Source organism: Nocardiopsis codii, from assembly GCF_036327455.1.
Taxonomy (GTDB): domain Bacteria; phylum Actinomycetota; class Actinomycetes; order Streptosporangiales; family Streptosporangiaceae; genus Nocardiopsis; species Nocardiopsis codii.
Genome location: NZ_JAUZMY010000011.1, coordinates 135,131 through 153,145 on the forward strand (window position 1 = coordinate 135,131; position 18,015 = coordinate 153,145).

15 protein-coding genes are annotated in these 18,015 nt (G+C 74.5%); 9 read left to right on the forward strand and 6 right to left on the reverse strand.

The window, feature by feature from the left end; genetic code table 11:
- Window positions 1-218 precede the first annotated feature (218 nt).
- A complete protein-coding gene (locus Q8791_RS13420) occupies window positions 219-734 on the reverse strand; it encodes a MarR family winged helix-turn-helix transcriptional regulator (RefSeq protein ID WP_407941994.1) in 516 nt (171 codons plus the stop codon).
- 173 nt (window positions 735-907) lie between these two features.
- Between Q8791_RS13420 and Q8791_RS13425 the strand changes: the two genes are divergently transcribed.
- The 4 genes from Q8791_RS13425 to Q8791_RS13440 all read left to right on the forward strand — a co-directional run bounded on the left by Q8791_RS13425 (window position 908) and on the right by Q8791_RS13440 (window position 5,571).
- Window positions 908-2,050 (forward strand): polyprenyl synthetase family protein, encoded by a 1,143-nt coding sequence (locus Q8791_RS13425; RefSeq protein WP_330092006.1) that lies wholly within the window; start codon window positions 908-910, stop codon window positions 2,048-2,050.
- Window positions 2,051-2,118: 68 nt separating this feature from the next.
- Entirely contained in the window at window positions 2,119-3,576 is a 1,458-nt protein-coding gene (gene crtI / locus Q8791_RS13430; RefSeq protein WP_330092060.1) for a phytoene desaturase family protein, read from the forward strand.
- Window positions 3,573-4,529 (forward strand): phytoene/squalene synthase family protein, encoded by a 957-nt coding sequence (locus Q8791_RS13435; RefSeq protein WP_330092007.1) that lies wholly within the window; start codon window positions 3,573-3,575, stop codon window positions 4,527-4,529. Before crtI ends, Q8791_RS13435 begins: the two co-directional genes overlap by 4 nt.
- A 31-nt stretch (window positions 4,530-4,560) precedes the next feature.
- Window positions 4,561-5,571, forward strand: coding sequence for a DUF5914 domain-containing protein (locus tag Q8791_RS13440; RefSeq protein ID WP_330092008.1), 1,011 nt, complete (start codon window positions 4,561-4,563; stop codon window positions 5,569-5,571).
- Between the two features lie 38 nt (window positions 5,572-5,609).
- Here the strand turns inward: Q8791_RS13440 and Q8791_RS13445 are convergent, their stop codons facing one another.
- Both Q8791_RS13445 and Q8791_RS13450 read right to left on the reverse strand, forming a co-directional pair.
- The gene (locus tag Q8791_RS13445) at window positions 5,610-7,175 is read right to left on the reverse strand and encodes an FAD-dependent oxidoreductase (protein WP_330092009.1); all 1,566 of its coding nucleotides are present in this window, start codon (window positions 7,173-7,175) and stop codon (window positions 5,610-5,612) included.
- Window positions 7,165-7,905, reverse strand: coding sequence for a class I SAM-dependent methyltransferase (locus tag Q8791_RS13450; RefSeq protein ID WP_407941995.1), 741 nt, complete (start codon window positions 7,903-7,905; stop codon window positions 7,165-7,167). Before Q8791_RS13450 ends, Q8791_RS13445 begins: the two co-directional genes overlap by 11 nt.
- 87 nt (window positions 7,906-7,992) lie before the next feature.
- Here Q8791_RS13450 and Q8791_RS13455 point away from each other — a divergent pair, with 87 nt between their 5' ends.
- Window positions 7,993-9,186, forward strand: a complete 1,194-nt coding sequence (locus tag Q8791_RS13455; protein WP_330092010.1) for a lycopene cyclase family protein — start codon at window positions 7,993-7,995, stop codon at window positions 9,184-9,186.
- Window positions 9,187-9,222: 36 nt separating this feature from the next.
- Here the strand turns inward: Q8791_RS13455 and Q8791_RS13460 are convergent, their stop codons facing one another.
- The gene (locus tag Q8791_RS13460) at window positions 9,223-10,275 is read right to left on the reverse strand and encodes a MerR family transcriptional regulator (protein WP_330092011.1); all 1,053 of its coding nucleotides are present in this window, start codon (window positions 10,273-10,275) and stop codon (window positions 9,223-9,225) included.
- Window positions 10,276-10,365: 90 nt separating this feature from the next.
- Between Q8791_RS13460 and Q8791_RS13465 the strand changes: the two genes are divergently transcribed.
- The 3 genes from Q8791_RS13465 to Q8791_RS13475 all read left to right on the forward strand — a co-directional run bounded on the left by Q8791_RS13465 (window position 10,366) and on the right by Q8791_RS13475 (window position 14,655).
- Window positions 10,366-10,872: a DUF4383 domain-containing protein gene (locus Q8791_RS13465; protein ID WP_330092012.1), complete on the forward strand. Its 507-nt coding sequence runs from the start codon at window positions 10,366-10,368 to the stop codon at window positions 10,870-10,872.
- A complete protein-coding gene (locus Q8791_RS13470; RefSeq protein ID WP_330092013.1) occupies window positions 10,869-12,350 on the forward strand; it encodes an SDR family oxidoreductase in 1,482 nt (493 codons plus the stop codon). Before Q8791_RS13465 ends, Q8791_RS13470 begins: the two co-directional genes overlap by 4 nt.
- A gap of 118 nt (window positions 12,351-12,468) precedes the next feature.
- Window positions 12,469-14,655, forward strand: coding sequence for an MMPL family transporter (locus tag Q8791_RS13475; protein ID WP_330092014.1), 2,187 nt, complete (start codon window positions 12,469-12,471; stop codon window positions 14,653-14,655).
- Between the two features lie 95 nt (window positions 14,656-14,750).
- On the opposite strand, the gene Q8791_RS13480 is transcribed toward Q8791_RS13475, so the two are convergent.
- Entirely contained in the window at window positions 14,751-15,536 is a 786-nt protein-coding gene (locus Q8791_RS13480) for an aminotransferase class IV family protein (protein WP_330092015.1), read from the reverse strand.
- 216 nt (window positions 15,537-15,752) lie between these two features.
- Complete coding sequence (locus Q8791_RS13485) at window positions 15,753-16,460, reverse strand: GntR family transcriptional regulator (RefSeq protein ID WP_330092016.1); 708 nt, start codon at window positions 16,458-16,460, stop codon at window positions 15,753-15,755.
- A 296-nt stretch (window positions 16,461-16,756) separates the two neighbouring features.
- Between Q8791_RS13485 and Q8791_RS13490 the strand changes: the two genes are divergently transcribed.
- Entirely contained in the window at window positions 16,757-18,007 is a 1,251-nt protein-coding gene (locus tag Q8791_RS13490; RefSeq protein WP_330092017.1) for an NRAMP family divalent metal transporter, read from the forward strand.
- Window positions 18,008-18,015 lie beyond the last annotated feature (8 nt).

Below are 18,015 nucleotides of genomic sequence, written 5' to 3' on the forward strand. Positions count from 1 at the left end.
GATGAGATGGTGGCTCCTTCCCGGCCCCTGTGGGACGGGTGCGCCGTTGGCTGGCCGGTTGTCTGCGCTCCTCCGGCCACTGACGTGTTTCCGTGGGATGGTAGGGCCGGAACAGGCCAGGGCAAAGGAACCGTGCGATCACGGAGTGTTGGCTTATCGAGCGTCATTGCACACGGTGACGGGATATGTCACCCCGAGTCGCCAGGAGGGGCCGACGGCTACCGGTGGCCGTCGGTGAGGCCGTCCAGGGTGGTGCCCACGCGGTCCAGCCAGTCCGCGATCACGGCCAGCTCCTCCAGCGTGTAGTCGGCGTGCAGGGCGGTCATCGCGCCGCGCATGTCGGGCGCGGTGGCGGCGGCCAGGCGCTCGGCGCCCCCGGTCAGGCGGACGGCGACCTTGCGCCGGTCCTCGGGGTGGCGGGTGCGCTCCACGAGCCCGTGCGCCTCCAGCCTGTCGACCACCCCGGTCACCGAGCCCGTGGACAGGCAGAGGCTCTCGGCGATCTCGCCGGGGGTCATGGTGCCGCCGACGCGGAGCAGCGTGTAGCACTGGAAGTCCGTGGGGTTCATCCCCGAGCGGTCCGCCATCCGGTGCAGCAGGCGGATCAGCCGCACGGCGAGTCGCTGCCCGTCGTTCTGGAGGGAATCGTAGAGTTCACCTCGCGACCGGCTCTCGGCATCCCCGTCGCGGGCGTCCTGTAGCCCGTCGGAGTGTGCTGCCGGAACGGCGTCCATGGTCTCTCTCTCGTGCTGGCGTGATCGGTTCACCCGGTCTTCCCTGTGAGTCTACGGTGCGCGGTGCGGGGGCTCCTCCGGTCCGCGCACGCGTTCCCGGGGGGCGGGCAGGGTTCGGACGCCGCACTCCGGGAAATGCTTCGTTTACCAAGATTCATAGAATCCGAGTAATTATGGGCAGTCCGGAGGCCCGACCACGGGAGGAAGCCGTCAATCCGCTCCTGAACACCCAGAGGCACGTCCACACCGCCGCGGTCGCGGGACACCGCACCGCACTGGAGGACGCCCTGCGCAGCTACCTCCACCGAAGACTCCGCGACGCGGAGGCCGTCGACCGGGAGTTCGGTCGTGAACTGGCGGGTGAGACCGTCCGCTTCACCCTCGGCGGAGGCAAGCGGATGAGATCACTGCTGGCCTGGTGGGGATGGATCGCCGGCGGGGGGACCACCGACGGCGAGGGCGCGCACTCCGCACTCCAGGCCTGCGGGGCCCTCGAACTCATCCAGACCTGCGCCCTCGTCCACGACGACGTCATGGACGGCTCCCCGACGCGCCGGGGCCGCCCGTCGGTCCACGCCCGCCACACGGCCGAGCACGCGGAGAACGGCCACGGCGGCGAGCCGCGGCGGTACGGCGAGGCCCTGGCCGTCCTCGTGGGCGACCTCGCCCTCGTCTGGGCCGACGACATGTTCGGGGAGGCCCTGGCCGGTGTGCCGCGGCCGGGCCGGGCGCGGCCGGTCTGGAGGGAGCTGCGCACCGAGATCATGGCCGGGCAGTTCCTCGACGTCCGCGCGCAGGCCCGGCGCGACCGCTCCGAGGGGGCGGCCCTGCGGGTGAACCTGCTCAAGACGGCGTCCTACAGCGTCGAGCGACCCCTCCACCTCGGCGCGGCGATGGCCGGGGCCGACGGGGAGACGGTGGACGCCCTGCGCGGCTACGGGCGGGACGTCGGGACCGCCTTCCAGCTCAGGGACGACCTCCTGGGCGTCTACGGGGACAGCGCCCGGACCGGCAAACCCGTGGGCGAGGACATCCGCGAGGGGAAGTGCACCCTGCTCCTCGGAGCAGGGGTGCGGCTGGCCGGGGAACAGGAGGACGCGGCCGCGCGCGACCTGCTCGCCCGCGTCGGCGCGGACGCCGACCCCGCCGAGGTCGCCGACACCCTGGACCGGCTCGGCGCACGCGACCTCGTCCGCGCCAGGTGCGAAGAGCTGGCGGCCCGCGGGGCCGGCCGGCTGGACGGGCTCGACCTGGACCCCGTCGTCCTGGAAGGTCTGCGCGGCCTCGCCGCCCGGACCGGGACGGACCCCGCGTGAACGGCCGCAGCGGTGCGGCCGACGGGGCGGGCAGGCGGACGGCGGCCCCGGGACCCGGCCGCGACCGGGTGGTCGTGGTGGGCGCGGGACTGTCCGGCCTCGCCTGCGCCCTGCACCTGCGGGGCGCGGGGCGCGAGGTCGTCGTCGTGGAGAGGGAGCGGCACCCGGGCGGGCGCGCCGGGCGGCTCGACCTGGACGGCTTCCGGATCGACACCGGACCCACGGTGCTCACGATGCCCGAACTCCTCGACGAGGCGCTGGGCGCCGTCGGCGAGAGCACGGCGGACCGGCTCGACCTCGTGCCGCTGAGCCCCGCCTACCGGGCCGCCTTCGCCGACGGCTCCGTGATCGACGTGCACACCGACCGCGAGGCGATGGCCGCCGAGGTGGCGCGGGTGGCGGGTGAGCGCGAGGCCGACGGCTACCTGCGGCTGAGGGACTGGCTCACCCGGCTGTACCGGGTGGAGATGCGCTCGTTCATCGACGCGCCGTGCGACTCGCCCCTGGACCTGGTCCGGCCCGACCTGTTCAGACTCGCCGCGCTGGGCGGGTTCGGCCGCCTGGCCCCGGCGGTCGGGCGCCGTGTCACGGACGAGCGGCTGCGCCGGATCTTCTCCTTCCAGGCCCTGTACGCGGGTGTGGCGCCGGAGCGCGCACTGGCGGCCTACGCCGTCATCGCGTACATGGACACCGTCGCGGGGGTGTACTTCCCGCGCGGAGGGATGCGGGCGATCGGGGACGCCCTGGCCGGGGCGTTCACGAAGGCGGGCGGAACCGTCCGCTACGGGGAGGCGGTCACCCGCCTGGAGCGGAGCGGCGACCGGGTCACCGCAGTGGTCACCGCCGAGGGGGAGCGCATCCCCTGCGGCCACGTGGTGGTCACCGCCGACCTGCCCGCCGCCCACCGCCTCCTCGGCCACCGGCCCCGCCGGCCGGTCCGGACCCGCTTCTCGCCCTCCGCCGTCGTGCTCCACCTGGGCACCGATCGCACCTGGGAGGGGCTGGGGCACCACACCATCTCCTTCGGCGCCGCCTGGAAGCGCACCTTCGCCGAGATCATCCGGGAGGGGCGCACCATGAGCGACCCCTCCCTGCTGGTCACCCAGCCCACCCGGACGGACCCGGCGCTGGCCCCGGAGGGGCACCACCTGCTGTACGTGCTCGCCCCCGCCCCGAACCTGGCCGCGGGGGACATCGACTGGGAGCGCGAGGGGCCGCGCTACCGGGACAGCCTGGTCCGGACGCTGGAGGAGAGGGGCCTCGACGGCCTCGACGCCTCCGTCCGGACCGAGCGCCTCGTCACCCCCGCGGACTGGGCGCGTCAGGGGATGGAGCACGGAACCCCGTTCTCCCTCGCGCACACCTTCGCGCAGACGGGGCCGTTCCGCCCGGGCCACACGGTCCCGGGAACCTCCAACGCCGTCCTGGCGGGGTGCGGGACCTCTCCGGGGGTCGGCCTGCCGACCGTGCTGATCTCCGGAAAACTGGCCGCCGCGCGCGTGCTGGCGGAGAGGCGTGGCCGATGAGGGCCACGGCCACGGCGGAACTCGACGCGGCCGGGATCGGCTGCGACCGGCTGCGCGGGGACTACCTGCGCTGTCGGCAGCTGCACGCGCGCCACGGGCGCACCTACTTCACGGCCACGCGGGTCCTGCCGCCGGAGAGGCGACCCGCCGTGCACGCGCTCTACGGGTTCGCCCGCTGGGTGGACGACATCGTCGACGAACCTCCCCCGGGCACGACCGCGGCCGGCCTGCGTGAGCGGCTCGACGCCGTCGACGCCGACCTGGGCCGCGCGCTGTCGGGAGCGGAACCCGACGACCCGGTCCTGCGCGCCCTGGCCCACACCGTCGCCCGCTACGACCTGCCGCCCGTCTACTTCACGGCGTTCATGGACTCCATGCGGATGGACCTGGACGTCACGGGATACCGCGACCTGGAGCACCTGCGGGAGTACATGTACGGGTCGGCGGCGGTCATCGGACTCCAGGTGCTGCCGGTCCTGGGGACGGTGGCGCCCCGGGCGGAGGCCGCGCCCCACGCCGCCGCACTGGGCGAGGCCTTCCAGCTCACCAACTTCCTCCGCGACGTGGCGGAGGACCTGCGGCGGGGCCGGGTCTACCTGCCCGCCGACGTGTTGGAGTCCCACGGGGTGGACCGGGGGCTCCTGGAGCACTGCGCGCGGGTCGGGGCACCCGACCGGCGCGCCCGTGCGGCGGTCGCCGACCTCGTCGAGGTCAACCGGGGGGTCTACCGGGAGGCCGAGCCCGGCATAGCGATGCTCTCCCCGGTGGCCCGCCCGTGTGTCGCCACCGCCTTCCGGCTCTACCGGGCGATCCTGGACGAGATCAGCGCGGCCGACTTCGACGTGTGGAGCACCCGCCACCGGGTCTCCGGCGCCCGCAAGGTCGCCGCGGCCGTCCCCGCCCTCGCCCGTTCCCTGCTCGCCCGCTCGGTGCCGCGCCCCCGGTCCGGCTGAGCGCGGCGGACACGCCCAGGAGGAGAACCACGTGACGCTGCCCGACCCCGAACCGCGGCGGACCCCGCTGCGCCGGATGCCCGCCGTCGAGTGGAGCGAGCAGAGGCCCACCTGGAGGGAGGGGTCGCCCGCCGTCATCGGTGCGGCGCTCAAACGCGCCCTGGCCAGGCCGTCCGGGAACTGGTTCGTGCTGGCGGCCAGCCGGGAGGTGCGCGCCGACCGGCCGTTCGGCCGTGTCGTCGCCGGTACCGAACTCGTGGCCTGGCGCACCCCCGACGGCGCCGCCCACGCCGGCCCGGGCGCGTGCCCCCACCTGGGGGCGCCGCTCTGCCGGGGAGCGGTGACCGGGGGGAACCTGGTGTGCCGCTGGCACGGGCTCTCCCTCGGGGCCGGTGGCTTCCCGGGATGGGACCCCTACCCGGTGCACGACGACGGGGTCCTCGTGTGGGTGCGCCTGGACCGGGAGGGCGGGGAGGAGCCCCTCGACGCCCCGGTCGTCCCCGAGCGCCCCGAGGAGGGTGCCGCGATCACGGCGGTGGAGAGCCTGGCGGGGCGGTGCGAACCGGAGGACGTGGTGGCCAACCGGCTGGACCCCTGGCACGGCTCCTGGTTCCACCCGTACTCGTTCGTGGGGCTGACGGTGACCGAGGTGCCGGAGGGCCCCGACCCGCACCCGGACCGGATGGTGGTCGACGTGGGGTTCCGGGTGGCGGGGCGACTGGGGGTGCCGGTGCGCGCCGAGTTCACGTGTCCCGAACCCCGCACCGTGGTCATGCGCGTCATCGAGGGGGAGGGGCTGGGCAGTGTGGTGGAGACCCACGCCACCCCGCTCGGCGTCGACGCCCGGGGGGTACCGCGCACGGCGGTCGTCGAGGCCACCGTCGCGACGTCCGACAGGGTCGGCTTCGCGCTGGCCCGCAGGGTGGCGGGCGCGGTCGTGCGCCCCGCGATGCGCATGGCCGCGCGCCGCCTGTGGCGCGACGACCTCGCCTACGCGGAGCGCCGGTACCTCCTGCGCGCCTCCGGCCGCTGGCCAGGGTGAGCCGCGCCCGGACCGTGCGGCCCCCGCCGCGCCCGGGGTCAGACGGGAGAGCTCCGGGCCCACCGCGCGAGCGACCGCAGCGGGGCCGAACGCCCCCGCCGGGGCACCGTCCACACGGTGTGCCCCTCCCGCCCCCAGCGGGACAGCAGGGCGTTCGCGGCCAGCAGCCCGCTGGTGGCCGCGCGCTCCATCAGCGCCACCGGAAGGTCCGTGCGGACGTGGTCGCCCGCCAGGACCAGGAACGGGTCCGGGGTGGACACCCCGCACCGGTCGCGGTGGCTCCCGGGGGCGAACAGCGGGCAGTCCGCGCGCAGCTCGTGCCGCGCGTCCACCACACCGCAGGCGCCCAGTTCCGGATAGACGGAAGCGGCCTGTTCCCAGAGCCGCACCCGCTCGCGCTCCGGATCGCAGCCCTCCGGGAGGGAGTAGGCGTGCAGTTCCACCACGGAGCCGCCCGTGCGCCGGGCCCACGCGCGGGCCTCGTCCTCGTAGCGGTCGAGCACGCTCACGTTGTCCAGCGCCGTGTACCCCGCCGTCCCCAGGAACGCCGGACGGTGCGGGCGCACGGGACGGTCGAGCCAGTAGCGCGACACCAGGAACGGGGGAGCCGACGCCAGTCGCCCGAGGCGACCGCGCCATCCCGCGTCCCCCAGGTCCGGGGACGCCGCCACCAGGCCGCGGACCCCGGGCGGGTCGGCCGCCAGGACCACACCGTCGAACTCCTCTCCCGGCCCGCCCCCCTCCGGCCCGCACCGCACCGCGAACCGGCGCGCGTGCCCGGGACGCACCCCCTCGACCGGCTCGCCGGTCCGGAACCGCGCGCCCAGCTTCACCAGGTGGCGCTCCAGCGGATCCCACAGCGCCTGCGGGAAGGGCGAGCCCGGCACGTCGAACACCAGGCCCTCGGACGAGCCGAGGAAGTACAGGTGGAACATCACCGCCAGTTCGGCGGCCGACAACCGGCCGGGATCCGCGAAGAAGCTCCGCGTGAACACCTCGAACGCGAGGTGCCGGGCCCGCGGCGGGAAGCGGACCGCCTCCAGCAGGTCCCGCGCGCTCAGGTGGTCGAGGCGCTCGTACACGCCCGGCACGTCGACGTCCAGAAGCTGCAGGGCCGCGGGGACGTTGACCCGTGCCAGGTCGCGCAGGGGGAAGCTCGGGCTGGTCGCGGCGAGCACCGCCGCGTTCCACGGCGGGGTCGTGGGCAGCCCCGAGAAGCGGTCGCGCGGGCCGTCCCGGTGCACCAGCGGGTAGTCGGCGAGGGGCACCAGCCCGTCCAGGCCGGGGTCGGCCCGCCGCAGCAGGCCGCGCAGGTTGTAGTACTGGCGGAAGAACGCGTGGAAGCCCCTGGTCATCGTGGCGTTCGACCCGTCGCGGAGCGTGGTCTCCCACCCCCTCAGGCGCCCGCCCAGGGAGTCCTCCCGCTCGTAGACCACCACGTCCACGTCCCGCTCGGCCAGGGCGCACGCCGCGGCCAGCCCGGCGACGCCGCCGCCGACCACCGCGACGGCGGGCCGCTCTGCGGGCCGGGGCCCGGACGGCGGCGCGGGGGCGACGGGTTCCGCCAGCGGGTCCCGGACGTCCTCGGGGCGGTCAGCGACCATGGCCGGCCTCCGTCCCGAGGGGCCGCCGGCCCGCGAAGGTGTGCGTGACACCGTACTGCCAGCCGGGCAGCGGGGCGCTGGCCACCGACTCCAGGCCCGAGCGGCGCATCCGGTCCAGCAGCGCCGCGCGGCCGTCGAACTCCAGCACGCTCCGCCACAGGTAGCGGAACAGGTCGGCCCGGCCGGTCAGTGCCCGGCCCGCCGGGATCACGACCCCCCAGCACACCGCCGACCACACCGCCCGCGCGGACACCGAGTCGGCCACGGAGTACTCGTGCAGGACGAGTCTGCCGCCGGGCCGCAGGAGGGACCGCACCGACGCCAGCAGCATGTCGGGGTCGGGGCAGTTGCGCACCAGGTACGCGCCGAACACGGCGTCGGCGGGACCGCCCAGGTGCTCCTCCGCCCACGCGGGCGTGAGCTCCTCGGCCCGCCCCCGGTGGAAGGACACCGAGGTCGGCCAGGGCTTGGCCCGGGCGGCGTCGAGCATGCCCCGCGAGGCGTCCACGCCCGCGATCCGGGCGGACGGGGCCGTGTGCAGCAGAGCCGCGGTCGACGCCCCGGTGCCGCACCCCAGGTCGAGCAGGCGCAGCCCGCGCCCCCGGTCGGGCAGCCCCAGCCGCCGGGCCGAGATCCGCAGGTGGGCGTGGTATCCGGGGTTGGCGGACACCAGCCGGTCGTAGGCGTCGGCGGCGTGGTCGAACTCGCCGGTGACCGCTCCGGCCTTCATAGTCCTCGTGGTGGTGTCCACGGGTCCCTCCCCCGGGTTGCTGGGTGTTCGCGTGCTCACGGCGGCCTCCCGGTGCATGCTGGGGGCATGGCCGACTACGACGTGGCGATCATCGGCGGGGGAGCCGCTGGGCTCACCCTGACCCACCGGCTCGGCGGTATCAACGACCGGAGCGGTCGTCCGCTGCGTGTCGCCCTCCTGGAGCCGCCGCCCGGACCGCACACCCCTCCGCCGCGCACCTGGTGCTTCTGGGAACCGGACGGCGGCCCCTGGGACGGCCTGCTGGCCGCACGCTGGGAACGCCTGTCCGTGGTGGGGGAGGACGGGGCGGTCCACTCCTCCCCCGCGGCGCCCTACGTGTACAAGATGCTGCGGTCGGTCGACGTGGACGCGCACGTACGCGCCTCGGCGGGCGAGCACGTGGACCAGCTCCCGCTCCTGGTGACGGGGGTCCGGGACGGGGAGGGGCAGGCGCTGGTCGAGGGGGTCGGGCCGGACGGCGGGACGGCGGCGCTCACCGCGGCGTGGGTGTTCGACTCCCGGCCGCCCCGACCGCTCCCGCGCGGGCGCACCCACCTCCTCCAGCACTTCCGGGGCTGGTTCGTCCGCGCCTCCGACGACGTCTTCGACCCCGGCGCCGCCGTGCTGATGGACCTGCGCCCTGCCCAGCCGGTGAACGGGGTCGCGTTCGGCTACGTGCTCCCCCTGACCTCCCGTGAGGCGCTGGTGGAGTACACCGAGTTCGGCCGCGAGGCCCTCACGACCGCCGAGTACGAGCGCGCGCTCGGCCGGTACTGCGACCTTCTCGGGCTCTCCGGGCTGGAGGTGACGGCTGCCGAGCAGGGAGTCATCCCGATGACCGACGCGCCGTTCCGGACGCGGGAGGGGCGCCGGTTGTTCCGGGTGGGGGCCGCGGGGGGCGCCACACGGCCCTCGACCGGCTACACGTTCAGCGGCGTGCGGCGCCAGGCGGAGGCGGTGGCCCGCGCCCTCCAGGAGGGCTGGGTGCCGGTGCCGCCGGTGCCCCACCGGCGCCGCCACCTGGCCATGGACGCGGTGATGCTGCGGGCCCTGGACACGGGCCGGGTGCGGGGGGCGGACTTCTTCTCGGGACTGTTCGCGGCCAACCGGCTCGGGGACGTGCTGGCCTTCCTGGACGGCGGCTCGCGCCTGCACCGGGAGCTGGCCATGGGCCTGAGCACACCCGTCGCGGCGATGTCCTTGACGTCGGCCGAACACGCCTGGCACCGGCTGCGCGCGCGGCCGGCCCGCCGTTCCTGAACCGGGTCCGGCGCCGGGCCGGGGCCCGGGCCCGGCTCACCCCGGGGAGAGTACCCGCACGGCCTCGGCGAGGGAGTTCAGGTGGCCGTCGGCGAGGGATGGTCCCCCCTTCAGGGAACGCCATCCCGGTCCCGCCGTGTACACGGCGGTCGACTGCGGCGCCCCCGCCGCCGCGTGGACGGTGCGCCGTAGCGCGACGGAGTCGGCCGAGTCCCCCGCGTGGCACCAGAGCACCACGGCGCGGGGCCCGGTGCGGCGCACCGCCCGCGCGGTCGCCTCGACGGGGGTGCACGGGCCGAGCATCCGGTGTGGCACGCCGTGCTCCCTGAGCGCTGCGGCGAGGGCCTCCACCGGAAGGCTGTGCATCTCGTTCGGACCGCAGGCGAGCACGGTCGGCCGGACGTGCGCCGCCGTGCTCTCCGCGCCTGCGGGAGTGCGGGCGGGCGGTGGGACGCGGCGCAGGGCCGAGGACACGCACCACGAGAGCAGGTGCTCGACCTCCACGTAGCGCAGGGTGTCCTCCCACTTGCGGCCCATCCCGTACAGCAGGGGCATGGCCAGCTCCTCCCAGACCGCCACGACGCCGTGGCGTTCCAGCGCCTCCTCCAGGAGCGTCTCGACCAGCTCGGAGTCCAGCCGCATCGCGGCGCGGGCGATCCCCTGGAGCGTGGGCGCCGCGTGGCCGAGAGGGAGGGTGTCCCCGCCGGGGCGCCAGCCCGGGCGGGCCGCGGACGTGCCGGCGCCCGTTCCACCGGCCGCCGCGCGGTCCGCACCCTGGTCCCCGCCCCCGGCTCCTCCGCCGGGAAGCGCTCCGGCGCCTCCCGCGGGCGACGGTTCGGCACGCCTCGGGGCCGGTACGGGCGGCGACCGGTCGAGGGCGAGGCGGGCGGCCGAGGCGGGCGGAAAGCCCTCGCCGACCAGACGGCACAGCTCACGGAGCCGGGCGACGTCGTCAAGGGAGTAGCGGCGGTGGCCGCCCGGGCTGCGCTCGCGGGGGCCGACCCCGTACCGGTGGTCCCAGCTGCGCAGGGTGGAGGGGGCGACCCCGAGAAGGCGGGCGGTCGCCCCGGGAGTGAGTGCGTCGGTCATGGCGCCCCAAGCGTTGCGAAAGCGACGCGACTTGTGGTGTGCGCCACCCACGCACGACTCTAGCTGGGAGGACACCGAAAGGGGCAGCACATGGACCTGGACACGACACGTCCGGCGGACCGCCGTCTCAGCGTGGTCTACAGGGTCGGAGCGGGGCTCACGGGCCTGGTACTCGTCGGTTTCGGGATCGCGGGCCTGTTGACCAGGCTTCCGCTGTTCGACACCCAGGGAGAGGTGATCGCCGGGCTGTCCACGAACGGCGCGCTCAGCTTCCTCTCGATCGCGATCGGTTCGCTCCTGCTGGGAGCGGCGGTCCTGGGCGGTTCGTTCGCCTCGACAGTCTGCACCGTGGTGGGCGTGGGGTTCGTGGTCAGCGGGCTGGTCAACCTCTACCTCATGAGCGCGGGGCCCAACATCCTGGCGTTCTCGATGCCCAACGTCATCTTCAGCTTCGTGGTCGGCATCATGGTGATGACCTTCGGCATGTACGGCCGCGTCGGCAGCCACCTGCCCGTGGACAACCCGTACCGCCGGCGCCGGGAGGAGCGCCGCGAACGCCGCCGGCGCGAGCGCGGGGCGATCGGGGCCACCGGATGACCGGGGGCCACCGGACCCTGGTCACCGGGGCGACCGGGTACATCGGCGGACGGCTCGTGCCCGAGCTCCTGGCGGCCGGGCACACCGTCCGCTGCCTCGTGCGCACCCCGAACAAGCTCCGCGACGTCGACTGGCGGAGCGAGGTCGAGGTGGTGCGGGGGGACGTCGTCTCCGACGAGGGTCTGGCCGAGGCGCTGGAGGGCGTCGACACGGCCTACTACCTGGTCCACTCGATGTCGGGGGGACAGGGCTTCGAGAGCGCCGACGCCAAGGGCGCCGGGAACTTCGCCCGCGCCGCGGAGCGGGCCGGGGTGCGGCGGCTGGTCTACCTCGGCGGGCTCGTCCCCGAGGAGGGCGAGCTGTCCGCGCACATGGCCTCGCGCACGCAGGTCGGCGACGTCTTCCTGGAGTCGTCGGTCCCCGCGGCCGTGCTCCGCGCGGCGGTGATCATCGGGTCGGGTTCGGCGTCCTTCGAGATGCTGCGCCACCTCACCGAGCGCCTGCCGGTCATGACGACGCCCCGGTGGGTGCGCAGCCGGGTGCAGCCGATCGCGGTCCGCGACGTGCTGAGACTGCTGGTGGAGTCCGCGGAGCTTCCGGAGGGGACCGACCGCACCTTCGACATCGGCGGCCCGGAGGTCCTGACCTACGCGGGGATGATCCAGCGCTTCGCCGCGGTGGCGGGCATCGCCAAGAGGCTGATCATCCCCGTGCCGGTGCTCTCGCCCGGGCTGTCCAGCCTGTGGGTCGGCCTGATCACGCCGGTGCCGCCCGCGATCGCCCGGCCGCTGGTGGACTCGCTGCGCCACGACGCCGTCGCCGGGGAGGACGACCTGGCGGACTGCCTGGGGGACCACCACCGGATCGGTTTCGACGAGGCCGTACGGCTCGCGCTGCGGAGGGTGGACGAGTCGCGGGTGGACACGCGGTGGTCGTCGGCGGCCTGGCCGAGCGCGCCGTCCGACCCCCTGCCGACCGACCCGGACTGGACGGGAGGCAGCCTCTACACCGACGCCCGGGCCCGGTACGTCGACGCCGAGCCCGAGGACGTGTGGCGGGTGATCGAGGGGATCGGGGGCCGCAACGGATGGTACTCCTGGCCCCTGGCCTGGGCGGCGCGCGGGTGGATCGACCTGGCCGTCGGCGGGGTGGGCCTGCGGAGGGGCCGGCGCGACCCCGCCCGGCTGAGGACGGGTGACTCGCTGGACTTCTGGAGGGTCGAGGAGGTCGTGCCGGGCCGCCTGCTCCGGCTGAGGGCGGAGATGCGGCTCCCCGGTCCAGCGTGGCTGGAGCTGGGAGTCGCCACGGTGGGGGGACGCACGGTCTACCACCAGCGGGCGCTCTTCCACCCCCGCGGGCTCCTCGGACACCTGTACTGGCAGGCCGTGACGCCGTTCCACGGGATCGTGTTCGGTTCCATGGCCACCAACATCGCCGACCGCGCGAGCGAGGAGGCCCACACCGAACACGCCGGGTGAGCCGGCGGGAGGGGGCGCCCGGGCGGCGGTCCGTCGCCGACCCGCGCCGACAGTTGACTCGAAAAGCAAGATACTCTTATTTCGAGCCAATTTTCGACGCAACGGAAGGACCCGTCCCGTGCGCAAGGACAAAGACCGGCCACGCCGATCCCGCTGGTGGGTGGGGGCGGCTCTGGTGGTCGCCCTCGTGTGGCTGTTCGGCGCAGGCCCCCTCGGCATGTTCCTGGGCAAGCTCGGAGAGGTGCAGACCAACGACCCCGGCGCGTTCCTGCCGGTGGGCGCCGAGTCCACCGAGGTCGCCGAGATCGCCGAGGGGTTCGACCGCGAGGAGTCCGTCCCCGCGATCGTCGTCTACTCGGGGAGCGGTGACACCGGGGAGAGCCTGGACGCCATCGCCGAGGTCGGGGAGAGGGTCGCGGAGCAGCCCTGGGCCTCGGGCCCGGTGGTCGGCCCCTTCCCGGGGACCGAGGACCCCTCCGTCGCCCAGTTCGTCGTGTCCATCGACCCGGCCTACGACACCGGCGACACGGTCGCCGAACTCCGCGAGCTCCTCGCCGACGAGCCCGTCCCCGGACTCCAGGCCCAGGTCACCGGCCCCGCCGGGTACGCGGCCGACCTCACCGCCGCCTTCGGCGGCATCGACTCGACCCTGCTCATCGTCGCGATCTCCGCGGTCCTGGTCATCCTCGTGGCCGTCTACCGGTCGCCCCTGCTCCCGGTCCTGGTCATCCTCGCCTCCCTGCTCGCCCTCGGACTGTCCGGAGCTCTCGTCTACCTGGCCGCCGACACGGGCCTGGTCAGCCTCAACGGACAGAGCCAGGGCATCCTGTTCATCCTGGTCGTCGGTGCGTGCACCGACTACGCGCTGCTGCTCGTGGCCCGCTACCGGGAGGAGCTCGCCACGCGGGACAGCGTGCCCGAGGCCGTCCTGGCCGCGGTGCGCGGGGTGACCGGCCCCGTCCTGGCCTCCGGCGGCACCGTCATCCTCGGCCTGCTCTGCCTGCTCGCCGCCGACCTGGCCTCCACCCGCAGCCTCGGACCGGTCGTCGCCATCGGCGTCGCCGCCGCACTGCTCTCCGCGATGACCTTCCTGCCCGCCGTGCTCGCCCTCGGCGGGAGGGCGGTCTTCTGGCCCACCGCGCCGCGCCGGCCCGGCGCCGGGCCGGCGGCGGCGGACGGCCCCGCCGGGGGCGAGAGCCTCGACGAGGTCATCGGGAGGCACCGCCTCTGGGGGCGGATCGCCGGGGCGGTCTCGCGCCGTCCCCGCGCCTACTGGGTCGCGACCACCGCGGTCCTGGTGGCGGCGGCCGTGTTCGCGCCCCAGTTCGACGCCGGGGGGACGGGCCAGTCCGAGGTCTTCCGCACGGAGGTCGAGGCGGTCGAGGCGCAGGAGGTCCTCACCCGGGGCTTCGGCTCCGTCGGCGGCGCGGCCCCCGCACTCGTGGTGGCCGACGCGGACCGGCTGGACGAGGTCGTCGCCGCCGCGGAGGGGCTGCCCGAGGTGGAGGAAGCGGTCGCGGTGTCCGAACCCGGACCGCCCGGGGCCGACGCCCCGCCCCTGGTCGAGGACGGGCGCGTCCTGGTCGAGGTGACCCTGGCCGTCCCCCCGGAGTCCTCCGACGCGGTCTCCGCCGTCGGCGACCTCCGGGAGGAGCTGGACGGCGTCGAGGGCGCCGACACCCTGGTCGGCGGTGTCACCGCCACCGACCTGGACACCCTGGAGACCGCCCAGCGCGACTTCACCGTCGTCGTCCCCCTCGTCCTGGTCGTGGTGTTCCTCGTCCTGATCCCGCTCCTGCGCTCCCTGGTGGCGCCGCTGCTGCTGATGGCCGCGAACGTGCTGTCCTTCGCCGCCGCCCTGGGCGTGGGCACGCTGGTCTTCGAGCACCTGCTCGGCCTGCCGGGCGCGGACCCGGTCGTCCCGCTGTTCGCGTTCGTGTTCCTCGTGGCGCTGGGCATCGACTACAGCATCTTCCTGATGTCACGCGCCCGCGAGGAGGCACTGGTCCACGGACACAGGGAGGGGGTGCTGCGCGCGCTCGCCGTCACGGGCGGGGTGATCACGTCCGCCGGGGTGGTCCTCGCCGTGACCTTCGCGGCGCTGGCGGTCATCCCGCTGCTGTTCCTGTTCCAGCTCGCGTTCCTGGTGGCGTTCGGCGTGCTGGTGGACGCCCTGCTCGTCCGCACCCTGCTGGTGCCCGCCCTGTCGCTGGACGTGGGGTCGCGCGTGTGGTGGCCGGGGCGCGCCCGGAGATCGGCCGGGCCCGCCGACGGGGCGCCCGCGGCGGCGGAGCAGAGGGGTTAGCGGTCCCCCGGGTCCTCCGTGTGGAGGACCCGGGGCCGGCGCCCGGGCCGGCCCCGGTCGGTGCCGCCCTCCCGCGACCGGTCCGGGCGGCACGCCTACAGGGGGTCGCCCGGGATGTCGCGGTAGGCGGCGGCCAGCTTGTGGATCAGGGCGGACTGCGGCAGGTGGATCCCGTCGATCGAGGTGACCGGCCGTACCCCGGTGGTGGCGTTGGTGACGAACGCCCCCGACACGCGGGTGCTCGCGGCCCCGGCGACGGGCCGGGTCGACACGCGCACCGAGAGGGAGTCGGCCGCGCGGTCCACCAGCTGGGCCGTCACCCCAGGGAGGCACGGGGCCTGCGGCCACACCAGGCCGCCGCCGTCCAGGAACCCGATGTTCCAGGTGGGCCCCTCCGACACCCGCCCGTCGACGCCGACGAAGAGGGCGTCGTCGAACCCGTCCATCTGGGCCGCCCGCCGCTGGCGGATCGCCCCGAACATCCCGGTGCCCTTGACCTGCGGGGTGTCGCGGGCGAACGGCCGTGTGCCCAGGCGGACGGGAGACGGGCGAGCGCCCGGGGCCGGCCGGGTGGTGACCAGGATCTGCGGGAGCGGGCGTGAGCCGGGGCGGGCGAGGTCCATGCCCGGGTCGAAGACGGTCACCCGCACCACGGAGGGCGACGGGTGCGCGCGTGCTGCCCGGCGGGCGAGTTCGCGGACCCGGGGGATGTCCAGAAGGGTGCCGAACAGGGTCTGACAGTCCCTGCTCAGCCGCTCCATGTGCAGGTCGAGCCCGCGCACCCGCAGGTCGGTGACGAGCATGGTCGTGAAGTGGCCGTACCCGTACAGGGCCAGGCCCGCGATTTCCCCGGTGCTGACGGGGCGTCCGTTCAGTTCCATCGGGTCCTCATTCTGGCACTTCGGGACCTCCGTCATGCGGTTTTCGCCGCACCTGTGGACAAGTCGTCCCAAGACGGCCCGCAGCCGCAGCCCCCGGCCGCCGCGCGCGGCGGGGAGGTCCGCGGAGGCCGTGCCCGGCGGGGGCCGGCGACTCGGAGGGAGCGCCGGGGGTCGGGGGGCGTTGCGGAAGGGCCTGCGGGGCGCCCTCCACCGCGGTCAGGCGCCCCGCTCCCGTGCGGTGAAGGCGGTGACGAGCTGGTTCTCGGAGGTGTCGAGGTAGGTGGCGAGCTCGTCGGCGGCGCCCCCGACGTCGTCCGAGGCCAGCAGCGTGTGGATGCGCCGGTTCCAGTCCAGGTACGGGGCGTGGAACTCGCGGGGGGCGTCCATGACGTGGAAGACCAGCCGGGTCTCGGCGAGCACCTGGTTCATGAACTCGTTGACGCGCGCGCTCCCGGCGAGCCCGGCCAGGGCCTGGTGAAAGCGCATGTTGGCGGTGCCCATGCGCTTCCACTCCCGGCGGCTGCGGGCGGCCTCGCCCTCGTCCACGGCGGACCCGACCGCTCGCACGGCCTCCTCGGTGGGACGGACCGCACCCCGCAGTGCGGGAAGTTCGAGGACCCTGCGGGCCTTGAACAGGTCGCGGACGTCCTCGCTGGTGGGGAGAGTGACGAACACCCCCCGGTGCATCTGGTGCACGAGCAGGCGGTCGCGGACCAGGAGTCGGAAGGCCTCGCGCAGCGTGTTGCGGGAGACCCCCAGTTCCTCGCACAGCCGCTCCTCGGAGAGGCGCTGCCCCGGGGGGTAGGCGCCGTCGATGAGGGACTCGCGGAGCAGTGCGGCGACCCGCTCGGCCTGGGTGGGCAGCGGGGGCAGGAGGCGCCTGCGGCCGGCGGTCCGGTCGGTGTGGGCGTCCGTGGCCGTCACATGTGCTCCTCGGGGTGCGTTCGGTTACTCCATTGTGACCGACCCCGCGGACCCGTGGGGAAGAGGGCCTCCGCAAGAGCCGGTCGGTCGGATGACGGGACTTGTGATTCGTCGGTGATCGCGCCACTCCTCGGGGCGCGGGAAAAGGCGGCGATCCCCGCGACAGCATTGACCTGGGTTTTTTGCTTACGTGACCTTTACTCGACTCGTTGGATTGAAGTATTGTTCAACAATCCAACGATGGCGTGGTTGGTCATCGCGCCACGGCACGCTTCTCGCACTTCCTGGAGAGACCCATGGGCGACACGCCCCCCGCACCCCCGAAGGTGCGCCCGCGGATCGGCCGGATCACGGTGAGCAGCAGCCTGCTCGGCGCGATGTTCCTCATGGCCACGAGCGCCATCGGCCCCGGCTTCATCACCCAGACGACGACCTTCACGGCGCAGCTCGGCGCGACCTTCGCGTTCGCGATCCTCATCTCGATCCTCGTGGACATCGCGGTCCAGCTGAACATCTGGCGGGTCGTCGGCGTCGCCAACATGCGTGCCCAGGACCTGGCCAACAAGGTGCTGCCCGGAGCGGGCTACCTCCTGGCCGTCCTGATCGTCTTCGGCGGACTGATCTTCAACGTCGGCAACCTCGCCGGCACCGGTCTCGGCCTCGACGCCCTCCTCGGGTTCGACCCGAAGATCGGCGCCGCCGTCTCCGCGGTCCTGGCCGTGGGCATCCTCAGCGCCAAGAAGCTGGGCGTCGCCCTCGACCGCATCCTCATCGTGCTCGGCGTCGCGATGATCGCCCTGACCCTGTACGTCGCGATCGTCTCCCAGCCCCCGGTCGGCGAGGCCCTGCGCCAGTCCGTCATGCCGGAGCAGCTCAGCACCGACGTCTTCCTCGCCGCCGTCACCATCATCGGCGGCACCGTCGGCGGCTACATCACCTACGCCGGCGCGCACCGGCTCATCGAGGGCGGCCAGGGCGGCCGGGAGAACGTCGGGGACATCTCCAGGACCTCGGTCATCGGCATCATCGTCACCGGCGTCATGCGGGTCCTGCTCTTCCTCGCCATCCTGGGCGTCGTCAGCGGCGGCGCCGCCATCATGGAGGCCCCCAACCCCTCGGCCGAGGCCTTCTACCAGGCCGCCGGCGAGGTCGGCATGCGCCTGTTCGGCATGATCATGTGGGCCGCCGCGGTCAGCTCCGTCATCGGAGCCTCCTACACCTCGATCTCCTTCGTCACGACCTTCCACCCGTGGCTGGAGAAGCGCCGGGGCCTGCTGGTCACCGTGTTCATCGGTGTCTCCCTGGCGATCTTCCTGCTGTCGGGCCAGGCCCCGACCACGCTGCTGGTCCTCGCCGGCGCACTCAACGGCATCATCCTCCCGGTCGGCCTCGGCATCATGCTGTGGGTCGCGGCCCGCCGCTCCCGGGACCTCCTGGGCGGCTACCGCTACCCGCGCTGGCTGATCGCCATCGGTGTCGCCGCCTGGCTGCTCACCGTGTACATGGCCGTCAACGCCCTGGGCGGCATCGCCGCGCTCTGGCAGTAGAGACCCGG